This is a genomic window from Bacillus sp. NP157 (genome assembly GCA_018889975.1).
Lineage (GTDB): Bacteria > Pseudomonadota > Gammaproteobacteria > Xanthomonadales > Rhodanobacteraceae > Luteibacter.
In genome coordinates this window covers 2,618,654-2,629,910 of record CP076546.1, presented here as the reverse complement: position 1 = coordinate 2,629,910, position 11,257 = coordinate 2,618,654, and the positions used below count along the sequence as shown (strand labels likewise).

The 11,257-nt window shown below is 67.3% G+C and carries 11 protein-coding genes; all 11 read left to right on the top strand.

Translation table 11 applies throughout. The features are described from left to right. Nucleotides 1-19: 19 nt before the first annotated feature. The 11 genes from KPL74_12120 to maf all read left to right on the top strand — a co-directional run bounded on the left by KPL74_12120 (nt 20) and on the right by maf (nt 11,234). The gene (locus KPL74_12120; GenBank protein QWT18489.1) at nt 20-631 is read left to right on the top strand and encodes a paraquat-inducible protein A; all 612 of its coding nucleotides are present in this window, start codon (nt 20-22) and stop codon (nt 629-631) included. Further along, a complete protein-coding gene (locus KPL74_12115) occupies nt 628-1,248 on the top strand; it encodes a paraquat-inducible protein A (protein ID QWT18488.1) in 621 nt (206 codons plus the stop codon). Before KPL74_12120 ends, KPL74_12115 begins: the two co-directional genes overlap by 4 nt. Continuing rightward, a complete protein-coding gene (locus tag KPL74_12110) occupies nt 1,245-2,930 on the top strand; it encodes an MCE family protein (GenBank protein QWT18487.1) in 1,686 nt (561 codons plus the stop codon). Before KPL74_12115 ends, KPL74_12110 begins: the two co-directional genes overlap by 4 nt. Next, complete coding sequence (locus tag KPL74_12105) at nt 2,927-3,517, top strand: PqiC family protein (protein QWT18486.1); 591 nt, start codon at nt 2,927-2,929, stop codon at nt 3,515-3,517. Before KPL74_12110 ends, KPL74_12105 begins: the two co-directional genes overlap by 4 nt. Nucleotides 3,518-4,704: 1,187 nt before the next feature. Continuing rightward, nucleotides 4,705-7,452, top strand: a complete 2,748-nt coding sequence (leuS, locus tag KPL74_12100) for a leucine--tRNA ligase (protein ID QWT18485.1) — start codon at nt 4,705-4,707, stop codon at nt 7,450-7,452. Nucleotides 7,453-7,454: 2 nt separating this feature from the next. Further along, nucleotides 7,455-7,994 carry a hypothetical protein gene (locus tag KPL74_12095; GenBank protein QWT18484.1) on the top strand — a complete coding sequence of 180 codons (540 nt, stop codon included), beginning with the start codon at nt 7,455-7,457 and terminating at the stop codon, nt 7,992-7,994. A gap of 12 nt (nt 7,995-8,006) precedes the next feature. After that, nucleotides 8,007-9,017 carry a DNA polymerase III subunit delta gene (holA, locus tag KPL74_12090; GenBank protein QWT18483.1) on the top strand — a complete coding sequence of 337 codons (1,011 nt, stop codon included), beginning with the start codon at nt 8,007-8,009 and terminating at the stop codon, nt 9,015-9,017. After that, on the top strand, nt 9,014-9,655 hold the full coding sequence (gene nadD / locus KPL74_12085) for a nicotinate-nucleotide adenylyltransferase (GenBank protein ID QWT18482.1): 642 nt from the start codon (nt 9,014-9,016) through the stop codon (nt 9,653-9,655). Before holA ends, nadD begins: the two co-directional genes overlap by 4 nt. A 143-nt stretch (nt 9,656-9,798) precedes the next feature. Beyond that, nucleotides 9,799-10,188 carry a ribosome silencing factor gene (gene rsfS / locus KPL74_12080; protein ID QWT18481.1) on the top strand — a complete coding sequence of 130 codons (390 nt, stop codon included), beginning with the start codon at nt 9,799-9,801 and terminating at the stop codon, nt 10,186-10,188. 7 nt (nt 10,189-10,195) lie between these two features. Then, entirely contained in the window at nt 10,196-10,666 is a 471-nt protein-coding gene (gene rlmH, locus KPL74_12075; protein QWT18480.1) for a 23S rRNA (pseudouridine(1915)-N(3))-methyltransferase RlmH, read from the top strand. A 10-nt stretch (nt 10,667-10,676) separates the two neighbouring features. Continuing rightward, entirely contained in the window at nt 10,677-11,234 is a 558-nt protein-coding gene (maf, locus tag KPL74_12070) for a septum formation inhibitor Maf (GenBank protein QWT18479.1), read from the top strand. Nucleotides 11,235-11,257: the final 23 nt, after the last annotated feature.

Below are 11,257 nucleotides of genomic sequence, written 5' to 3'. Positions count from 1 at the left end.
CCTTACATTGCCGGCGTACATGCAAAGAGCCCCCGACCTCATCATCTGCGAACACTGCGATACCGTGTACCAGCGGCGCCCGCTTGCGCGGGGCGAGGTCGCCCAGTGCGTCAATTGCGGCGCCGTCCTCGAGCGCCATCAGTGGCTTGGCATCGATGCCCAGTTCGCGCTCATCGTCGCGGCGGGCATCGTTTTCGTCATCGCCAACGTGTCCCCGATCGTCACCCTGGGGCTCTCGGGCATGTTCGCCGACACCACCCTCTGGGGCGCGGCCATCGCCATGTGGAACGACGGCGCGCAGATCGTCGCGGCGCTGACCGCCCTGACGCTGTTCTTCTTCCCGCTGGTGCAGATCGTGCTGTTTGGCTGGATCCTGATGTTCGCGCGGCGTGGCGAACGCGCGCCGGGCTTCCGCCTGGCCATGGTCACGCTGGTCCGGATCAAGCCGTGGAGCATGATCGAGGTGTTCATGCTCGGCGTGCTGGTGGCGGTGGTGAAGGCCCACACCTATTTCGACGTGGTGCCCGGTGCCGGTGTCTGGGCGTTCGGCTTCCTCACCGTGCTGATCACGGTGTTCGCCAGCCACGACCCGCGCAACCTGTGGAACGTGACCCGCGAGGTGCGCCGGTGAGCGAACTGCCGCGCGCCGAGGACCTGGGCATGATGGGCTGCCATGTATGCCGGCTGGTCGTCGCCTATTCAGAAGATCCACATGCGCACTGCCCGCGGTGCCACAACCCGCTGCACCCGCGCAAACACGGCAGCATCGGCCGGGCCTGGGCCTTCCTGATCGCCGCGGCCATCTTCTACATCCCGGCCAACGTGCTGCCGATCATGCGCACGCAAAGCCTGTTCAGCAAGGATGACAACACCATCCTCAGCGGCGTTTTTGAGTTATGGCGCAACGGGTCGCCCGACCTGGCCATCATCGTCTTCACGGCAAGTATCGTGGTGCCCATGCTGAAGTTCGTCATCATGGGCTACCTGCTGATCTCGGTGCAGCGCTCCAGCGACTTCGGTTCGCGCCAGCGGGCCAAGCTGTACCGTTTCGTCGAGCTGGTGGGCTACTGGTCCATGCTCGACGTTTTCGTAGTGGCGATCCTCTCCGCGCTGGTGCACTTCAAGGTGCTCTCGCGGGTGGAGCCGCTACCCGGCGTGATCTATTTCGGCATGGTCGTGGTGATGACGATGCTGGCGGCCATGAGTTTCGACCCCCGGCTGATCTGGGATAAAAGGAAGGCGCAATGAGCGACACCGACGAAGGACAACGCCCCGGCGACGAAGGCGCGGAACTGCCGCAGCCGCAGGTCCGCCGCTCGAAGATGGGCGTGTCGCTGATCTGGCTGGTGCCGATCATCGCTGCGCTGGTGGGCATCTCCCTGCTGGTCAACAACTACCTGTCGGCCGGCCCGCAAATCACGGTGACCTTCCTCACGGGCGAAGGCATCGAGACCGGCAAGACCCAGGTCAAGTACAAGAACGTGGTGATCGGCAAGGTCACCACGATGCGCCTGTCAAAGGATCGCACCCACGTGCGCGTCACCATCGACCTGGAGAAGAACGCGTCGGAGTTCGCGACCAAGGGCACCCGTTACTGGGTGGTGCGTCCGCGCATCGGCGCGTCGGGCGTGTCTGGCTTCGATACCCTGCTGTCCGGCGCGTTCATCGGCGCCGACACGGGCACGTCGGAAGAAGACCAGTCGGATTTCAGCGGCCTGGAGACCCCGCCCGCGGTGACCCATGGGGCGCCGGGCCGTCGCTTCGTCCTGCACGCCACCGACCTAGGCTCGCTCGACATCGGCTCGCCGGTGTACTTCCGTCGCATCCAGGTGGGCCGCGTCGTCTCGTTCGAACTGGACAAGGACGGCAAGGGCGTCTCGCTGCAGCTGTTCGTCGATGGCCCGAACGACCGCTTCGTATCGAACGACTCGCGCTTCTGGAATGCCAGCGGCGTGGACGTGTCGCTCGGTGCCGACGGCCTGAAGCTCAACACCCAGTCGCTGGCGACCGTGGTGGCCGGCGGCGTTGCCTTCCAGGACCCGCTGGGGCCGCATGACGAAACCCCTGCGCCCGAGATGAAGGAATTCAGCCTGTTCAACGACCAGGCCACCGCGCTGGCGCCGCCGGACGGCACGCCGCGTTACATCCGCATGCGCTTCAACCATTCGCTGCGCGGCCTGAGCGTCGATGCACCGGTGGAACTGCTGGGCGTGAAGGTGGGCAAGGTCGTTTCGGTCAACCTCGACTACGACCCGGCGACGCAGAGCTTCCCGGTCATCGTCGGCGCGTTGGTGTATCCGCAGCGCCTGGGCAAGGCGCACGAGAAGCTGGCCAAGGCGTTTGGCGGTCCGGAAGAGACCCTGTTCCCGCGGATCATGAAGGGCCTGGTCGAGCACGGCGTGCGTGCGCAGGCGCGCTCGGGCAACCTGCTGACCGGTTCGCTGTACATCGCGCTCGACTTCGATCCGAAGGCACCCAAGGCGACCCTCGATCCGAATGCGAAGCCGCTTGAAGTGCCGACCGTGGCGGGCGATTTCGATCACCTGCAGGAGCAGCTGTCGAGCATCGTGGACAAGGTCGAGAAGATTCCGTTCGACTCGATCGGCAAGAACCTCGATGGCAGCCTGAAGGAACTGCACGGCACGCTGCATTCGGTGAATACCGACCTGCTGCCGGAAGCGAAGAAGACCTTGCAGGGCGTGAACCGCACCGTCGGTACGGCGAACGACGCCTTGTCCGAGAGTTCGCCGCTGCAGCAGAACATCGCGAACACGCTTGAGGAACTGCAGCGCACGGTGCGTTCGGTTCGTGCATTCACCGATTACCTGGGCCGCCACCCCGAGGCGTTGTTGCGCGGCCGCGGTGCCGATGGGGCGCCGCCCGTGGGTTCGCCGTCGACCTCGAAGCAGGGCAAGGAAGGACAGCCATGATGAAGACCCTCCGCATTGCCGGGCTTGCCGCCGTCGTGGCGTCCGTAGCCGCCTGTTCGTCGGCGCCGGTGCATTTCCATACGCTGGTGCCGCCGGCATCGGCCGGGCCGGCGTCGGTGTCTCCTTTCGTCATCGACGTGATGCCGGTGGGCGTGCCGCCACAGGTGGACCAGCCGTCGCTGGTGCTGCGTTCGGGTGCGACGGCGGTGAGCGTGCAGGATGGCGAGCGTTGGGCGTCGCCGTTGTCGGACGAGGTGCGTTCGGCGCTGGCGGCCGACCTGTCGTCGCGCCTGGGTACGCACGATGTCCACGGTTTGCCGCGGGCGAAGGATGCGCGGGTGGTGGCGATCCAGGTGGATGTCCGTCGCTTCGATTCGGAGCTGGGCGGGAACGCGACGCTGGAGGCGGCGTGGTCGGTGCGTGCTGAGGGTGTGTCGGCGAATTGTGCGTCGCGGCTGAGCCAGCCGGCGGGTGGCAGCGTGGATTCGTTGGTGGATGCGCACCAGCGTGCCGTCGGTGAGCTGGCCGACCAGATCGGCGTGGTCGCGCGCGCCATCGCCTCCGGCCAACCCGGCACCTGCCGCTAAAGCGGTTCGCCGCATCGCGGCGCATGCCTGACGGCCTCCGGCCGAACCTCGGCGCTGGCATGGCTGTTGTAGGAGCGCGCCTGCGCGCGATGGCCGTCCGCGCGGCGTTCGTACGTGGTCGCAGGACAGCCCTCGGTGCCTACCCTCGCTGCTCAGACAGCGTTCTGGCGTGCGATAGGGAGGGGCTGCTCCGCAGCCCATCTTCTTAGTGGCCTACGGCCGCGCACCGGGTGCCGGGCGGAGGTTCTTGATTCGGCATCCTGCCTCAACAAGAACGGCCGGCCATCGTGGCCGGCCCCCTTCGGGCTTTTCCCGCCCGGCCCCCTCGCCGCCACGAACTCGCCTCGAGGGTAGGCACCGAGGGCTCTCCTCATTCTTGCGGCGAGCTGGGTGGGAAAGCGTCGGCACCGGCAATCCCGACGCAGCTGCAGCTCGTGTAGGGGCGCGCCTGCGCGCGAACAGCCAACAGCGCGACGATGCAGGGACATCGTTCACGGACCCGCGCGAGCGTCCTCGAATCACGTCTTCGACGTGCCCTGGCTTGTTCGCCAGATGGTCGAATTGTTCGATCAAATGCCGAGGGTGCTGGCTGTTGGACCATGCACAACGATGTCGTCAGGTGAACCGCTGGCCTGCATGAATGCATGGCCTCATTCGCTCGGAGCCGGGTTGAGGGTTCGCGCGCAGGCGCGCTCCTACAAGAGCTGGCGTGGCGCCAGGGGTGCCATTGCCGTGCTGTCCAACCCAGTTCGCGGCAAGAATGAAGAGAGCCCTCGGTGCCTACCCTCGAGGCGAGTTCGTGGCGGCGAGGGGGCTGGGCGGAAGAAGCCCGAAGGGGGCCGGCCACGATGGCCGGCCGTTCTTGTTGAGGCAGGATGCCGAATCAAGAACCGCCGCCCGGCACCCGGTGCGCGGCCGTAGGCCCATAAGAAGATGGGCTGCGGAGCAGCCCCTCCCTGTCGCACGCCAGAACGCTGTCTGAGCAGCGAGGGTAGGCACCGAGGGCTCTTCGTGCCCAAACGCCCGAGCGCCGCGGGGTAGCCGCCGCGGACGCCACCCGCGACCACGCCCGAGCGCCGCGCGGCCGCCGGCGAGGTTGCCGCGCCTACCCCCGTGGGATAGTCTCCCGCGATTGACCGCCGCATTTTTCCCGCGGCCAACCAAGCATCCATCCGGTACCGAAAACCATGCAGGACAGCCACGACCAGGCCACGCGCGAGCAGGGCGGTTACGCCCCCGACGCCGTCGAAACCGCAGCCCAGCGCTACTGGAGCGACACCCGTGCCTTCGAAGTCACCGAAGACACCGGCAAGCCCAAGTACTACTGCCTCTCGATGCTGCCGTACCCCTCGGGCGCCCTGCACATGGGCCACGTCCGCAATTACACCATCGGCGACGTGATCAGCCGCTTCCAGCGCCAGCAGGGCAAGAACGTCCTGCAGCCGATGGGTTGGGACGCCTTCGGCCTGCCCGCCGAAAACGCCGCGATCAAGAACAACACCGCGCCGGCGAAGTGGACGTACAAGAACATCGAGCACATGCGCGAGCAGTTGAAGCGCATGGGCTTCGCCTACGACTGGACCCGCGAAGTCACCACCTGCCGTCCCGAGTACTACCAGTGGGAACAGCAGATGTTCACCCGGCTGATGAAAAAGGGCCTGGTCTATCGCAAGAACAGTGTCGTCAACTGGGATCCGGTCGACCAGACGGTGCTCGCCAACGAGCAGGTCATCGACGGCAAGGGCTGGCGATCGGGCGCCGTGGTCGAAAAGCGCGAGATCCCGCAGTGGTTCCTGAAGATCACCGCGTACGCGCAGGAACTCCTTGACGGCCTGGACACCCTGCCGGGTTGGCCGGACGCCGTGAAGACCATGCAGCGCAATTGGCTGGGCCGCTCCGAGGGCCTGGAGATCACCTTTGGCGTGGACGGCCAGGCCGAGCCGCTGAAGGTGTTCACCACGCGCCCGGATACGCTGCTTGGCGTGTCCTACGTGGCGGTCGCGGCGGAACATCCGATCGCGATGCAGGCGGCCGCGACCAATGCCGGTCTCGCCGAATTCATCGAAAGCTGCAAGTCGGGTGGCGTCTCCGAGGCGGAACTGGAAACCCAGGAGAAGCGCGGTTACTACACCGGCGTGGACGCCGTGCATCCGATCACTGGCGAAAAGGTGCCGGTATGGGTCGCCAACTTCGTCCTGATGGGCTACGGCACCGGCGCCGTGATGGCCGTGCCCGGCCATGACCAGCGTGACTGGGAGTTCGCCCAGAAGTATTCGTTGCCGATCAAGATGGTGGTGGTCGACCGCGGTGTCGTCGATGCGCTGGCCGAGCTGCAGCGTGACCTCGGCAAGGGCGAGGGCACCGATGCGACCCAGCACGCACTGGACGGCGGCAGCACCGATGCCTACACGGCTTCGGCGGCGGTGGAAACGGTGAAGTCGTTCGAAACCGGCATCCAGGAATCAGGTGCCTACACCGAGCACGGCTACCTGGTGAATTCGGGCGAGTTCGACGGCCTCGATTTCGACGCCGCATTCGACGCCATTTCGGCAAGGCTCCAATCCGCCGGCCGCGGCGAGCGCCGGGTCAACTGGCGCATCCGCGACTGGGGCGTCAGCCGCCAGCGTTACTGGGGTTGCCCGATCCCGGTGATCTACTGCCCGCAGTGCGACGCCGTGCCTGTGCCGGAAGACCAGCTGCCCGTGGTGCTTCCCGAGGACGTGGAATTCTCCGGCGTGCAGTCGCCGATCAAGGCCGACCCGGAGTGGCGCAAGACCACCTGCCCGAACTGCGGCGGCCCGGCCGAGCGCGAAACCGACACGTTCGATACCTTCATGGAGTCGAGCTGGTACTACGCCCGCTACACCAGCCCCGGCGCCAACGCGCAGGTGGATGAGCGCGCCAATTACTGGACCCCGGTGGACCAGTACATCGGCGGCATCGAGCACGCGATCCTGCACCTGCTGTATTTCCGCTTCTATCACAAGCTGATGCGCGACGAAGGCCTGGTGGGCAGCGACGAGCCGGCCACCAACCTGCTGTGCCAGGGCATGGTCATCGCCGAGACGTACTTCCGCAAGGAAGCCGACGGCCAGTTCACCTGGTTCAACCCCGCCGATGTCGACGTGCAGCGCGATGACCGCGCGCGCATCGTCGGTGCGACGCTGCGTGCCGACGGCAAGCCGGTGGAAATCGGCGGCATCGAAAAGATGGCCAAGTCGAAGAACAACGGCGTCGACCCGCAGGCGATGATCGGCAAGTACGGCGCCGACACCGTCCGCCTGTTCTCGATGTTCGCCGCGCCGCCCGACCAGTCGCTGGAATGGAACGAAGCGGGCGTCGAAGGCATGGCCCGCTTCCTGCGCCGCCTGTGGCGCGACGTCACCACCCACGCCGAAGGCGGCAAGGGCCAGGGCGCTAACCCGGCCGGCGAAGCGGCGCGCAAGACGCTGCGCCGCCAGCTGCACGAGACGATCCAGAAGGTGACCGACGACATCGGCCGCCGCCAGTCCTTCAACACGGCGATCGCCGCGCTGATGGAGCTGCTGAATGCCCTGAACAAGTTCGACGACGCCAGCGAAGAAGGCGTGGCCCTGCGCCAGGAAGCCTTCAGCGCCGTGGTCCAGCTGATCAACCCGTTCACGCCGCACGTGTCGCATGCCCTGTGGCAGGCGCTCGGCCATGCGGAGACCGTGGTCGAGGACGCTGGCTGGCCGGCGGTCGACCCCGGCGCACTGGTCCGTGACTCGCTGACCTATGCCGTGCAGGTAAATGGCAAGCTTCGCGCTACCATCGAGCTGCCGGCCAACGCATCGAAGGAAGATGCCGAGGCCCAGGCCCGGGCCCTGCCCGTGGTGGCTGCCCAGCTGGAAGGCCTTACCGTGCGCAAGGTGATCGTCGTGCCCGGCAAGATCGTCAACATCGTCGCAGGATAACCATGAGCCCGAACGCCTTCCGTATCGCCCTGGTCGTTGCCGCCACCGCCTTGCTTGGCGGCTGCGGATTCCATCTGCGCCAGACGGCGGACCTGCCCGAGGGCATGCAGAAGGTGCACCTCACCGTGGTCGGTGGCGGGCGCCTGGAGCGCGAGCTGTCGCGTGCGCTGGAAAATTCCAATGCCACGGTGGTGGACAAGCCGGGCGCCGGCATTGCCGAGCTGGCGATCACCAGCAACACGTTCCGTACCGACTCGCTGACCGTGAGCGGCACGGCACGCGTGACCGAATACGCGGTGCGCTACCACGTCGAATTCAACGCGAAGTCGCCGGACGGCACCTTGCTGGTGGCCCCGCAGCAGGTCGACATGTCGCGTGAGTTCAGCTACGACGCGACCAACTCGATCGGCACCGCGGCACAGACCGACGAACTGCAGCGCAGCCTGATCGGCGACATGGTGCAGTCGATCCTGTTCCGCCTGCAGGCCGCCCGTAACCATCCGCCGGCCGCCGACGTCGCCCCGGCGCCGGCCGCCCACTAAGCGCGTCGCCAGGTGCCCATGCAACCCGGCCAGTGGCACAAGCACCTTGCGGGCGACCGCATGGCGCCGGTGTACCTGCTGGTCGGCGAAGAACTGCTGGTGCTCGAAGCCGCCGATGCGCTGCGGGCCATGGCTCGTCGGCTCGGCTTCACCGAGCGCGAAGTGCTGGAGGCGGATAGCCGCTTCGACTGGGACGACCTAGACCGGGCCTCTGCCGGCCTGTCGCTGTTCGCCACCCAGCGCCTGCTCGACCTGCGCCTCGCGGGTGGCCGCGCCGGCAAGGACGGCGGGGCGGCGATCACCCGGTTTGCCGGCAATCCGCCACCCGATACCACCTTGCTGATCAGCGCCACCGAGTGGAGCACCAAGCACGAGGGCGCCTGGACGAAGGCGGTCGACCAGGGCGGGATCCAGGTGGTGTTCAATGCACCGCGGCCCAACGAATGGGGCCAGTGGATCAGCCAGCGCCTCGCTTCCCGCGGCCTGCAGGCCACCCCCGATGCCGTGGCCATGTTGGCCGAGCGGGTCGAGGGCAACCTCCTGGCCGCCGCCCAGGAGATCGACAAGCTGGTCGTGCTCGCTGGCGATCGTCGGCTGGACGCGGCCTCGCTGGAAAGCCTGGTGGCCGACAGCGCCCGCTTTGACGCATTCAAGCTGACCGACGCCGCCTTCGCGGGTGACGGTGGTCGCGCTTTGAGGATTCTTGCCGGGCTGCATGCCGAAGGCGACGAGCTCATTGCCCTCATGGGCTGGCTGGTCAATCAGTTGCAGCTGGCACTGCGGCTGGCCAATGCCCGCGATTTCGCCGCGCAAGCCAAGGCCGAGCGGCTCTGGCCGGCGCGCGAGCAGTTGTTCCGCAAGGCGCTCCGCCGTGCGCCGCGCGAACACTGGATGGCCTGCCTCGCCCGGGCCGCGCGGATCGACCGCATGGCCAAGGGTCGCGAGCAGGGCAATCCGTGGCTGGAGGCCGAGCGCCTGATCGCGGCGATCGCCGAGCCACGCGCCGCGGCGGCTTTCGCATGAGCCACCCGCGTCCGCTCGCCATCCTCGGCGGTACCTTCGACCCGGTCCACAACGGCCACCTGCGGGCCGCATGGGAAGCCGCGGAGGCGCTCGACGCCGACGTTCGCATGGTCCCGGCCCGGACGCCGCCACATCGGCCGCCGCCGATCGCCGACGCGGCGGGGCGGGTGGCCCTGTTGCGCGCCGCCTTGCAGGGCCAGGACCGGCTGGTGCTGGATACCCGGGAACTGGACCGCGATGGCCCCTCGTATACCGTCGACACCCTGGCGTCGCTGCGTGCGGAGGTGGGCCCCGAACGGCCGCTGGTGCTGCTGGTCGGCGCCGACGCGTTCGCCGGGCTGGCCTCGTGGCACCTGTGGCGCGACCTGTTCGGGCTGGCCCACGTCGGTGTGCTGACCCGGCCGGGCGGTGGGCATGCGCTGTCCACGGAGCTGGCCGATTTCATCGCCGATCGGCGCGCCCCGCGCGTGCACGGGCCGGCGGGTAGCGTGGTGGATATTGAGATCACGCCGCTGGATATCGCCGCGACGGCGATCCGCGAGGCGTTCGCCGGCGGGAACGAGCCGCGATTCCTGATGCCTGAGGCGTGTTTTGAGGATTTTGCCCTGTTGGAGCCTTATCGGGCGCTGGGGTTTTAGGCGGGGGTCTTAGCCGGTACATCGGGCTCGGCGGCCCCGTACGGCCGCGTCCCACGGGTGTTTTCGGTGGGTTGACGCGGGGCGGGGCGGCGGGAGCTATACTGGCGCTGCACCGGCATTCCGCCGCACGAGGTTTTCGTATCTTGAGTTCGACTGCATCCCGCAAGGCCAAGTCCGCCGTTAGCAATGAGCACCTCCGCCAACGCGTGGTCGCCGCCCTCGAAGATCTCAAGGCCAAGGACGTCCGCGAAATCGACGTTCGCGGCAAGACCTCCATCGCTGACATCCTGTTTGTCTGCTCCGGCACGTCCGCACGCCACGTCAAGTCGATCGCCGACGAAGTGGTGAAGTTCGCCAAGGAAGCGGGCTTCATGCCGCTGGGCGTGGAAGGCCAGACCGAGGCCGAGTGGGTCCTGGTCGACCTGGGCGACATCATCGTCCACGTCATGCTGCCGCGCATCCGCGAGTTCTACGGCCTGGAACGGCTGTGGACCGTGGGCGACGACGCGCCCGCCGACGCCGCCCACGGCTGAGTGCGCCGTGAAGGCGCGCCTCGTCGCGGTCGGCGAGCGGATGCCCGCGTGGGTAGCCGAAGGCTTCGCCGAATACCGCAAGCGGCTCTCGCACGAGCTGCCGCTGGAACTGTTTGAGATCAAACCCGGCGTTCGCGGCAAGGGCCGCGACGACGCGCGTGCGATCACCGATGAAGGCGCTGCGATCCTCGCCGCGCTTCCGCGCGACATCCACGTCGTCGCACTCGATGGCCGTGGCAAGACCTGGTCGAGCGAAGAGCTGGCCCTGCAACTGCAACAATGGCGCATGGGTGGGCGTGACATCGCCTTCCTGATCGGCGGCCCGGACGGGCACGCAGCGGACGTGCTGGCCCGCGCTGACCAGCGTTGGTCACTTGGACCGCTTACCCTGCCACACATGCTGGTGCGGCTGGTGCTTGCCGAGCAGCTCTACCGTGCCACCACGCTGGTGGCCGGCCATCCTTACCATCGCGCCTGAAGGAATCGACGTGCTGTACCTGGCTTCGCAATCCCCGCGCCGTCGTGAACTCCTCGGCCAGGTTGGCGAAGACCACCGCACGCTCGATGTAGACGTGGAAGAAATCCGCCAGGCCGGCGAGCGGCCGGACGACTACGTAAGCCGCGTGGCGCGCGACAAGGCGCGTGCAGGTTTTGCGCGCGTCGCCGACGAACCGCGCGCGCGCGTAATTGGCGCCGACACCGAGGTCATCCTTGGCGACGACGTGTTCGGTAAGCCGCGCGACGCCGCGGACGCGGCCGCCATGCTGCGCCGCCTTGCCGGCCGCGAACATCGCGTCGTGTCTTCCGTGTGGCTGGTCGAACAGGGGAGCGAGCGATCCGTCACGTCGGTGTCCACCGTTCGTTTCGCCGCCCTCGATGAGTCCACCATCGCGACGTACGTCGCCACCGGCGAATGCATGGGCAAGGCCGGTGCCTACGCCATCCAGGGGCGCGCAGCCGCTTTCATCGAATATCTCGCGGGCAGCTACTCCGGCGTCATGGGGCTGCCTCTTTACGAAACTTCCCTGCTGCTGCAGGGTCAGTGACATGTCGCCTCAGCGCAGCTATA

Coding starts and splice junctions, on each gene's coding strand:
- KPL74_12120 (QWT18489.1), top strand. CDS start 20: ATGCAAAGAGCCCCCGACCTCATCATCTGCGAACACTGCGATACCGTG.
- KPL74_12110 (QWT18487.1), top strand. CDS start 1,245: ATGAGCGACACCGACGAAGGACAACGCCCCGGCGACGAAGGCGCGGAA.
- KPL74_12105 (QWT18486.1), top strand. CDS start 2,927: ATGATGAAGACCCTCCGCATTGCCGGGCTTGCCGCCGTCGTGGCGTCC.
- leuS (QWT18485.1), top strand. CDS start 4,705: ATGCAGGACAGCCACGACCAGGCCACGCGCGAGCAGGGCGGTTACGCC.
- KPL74_12095 (QWT18484.1), top strand. CDS start 7,455: ATGAGCCCGAACGCCTTCCGTATCGCCCTGGTCGTTGCCGCCACCGCC.
- nadD (QWT18482.1), top strand. CDS start 9,014: ATGAGCCACCCGCGTCCGCTCGCCATCCTCGGCGGTACCTTCGACCCG.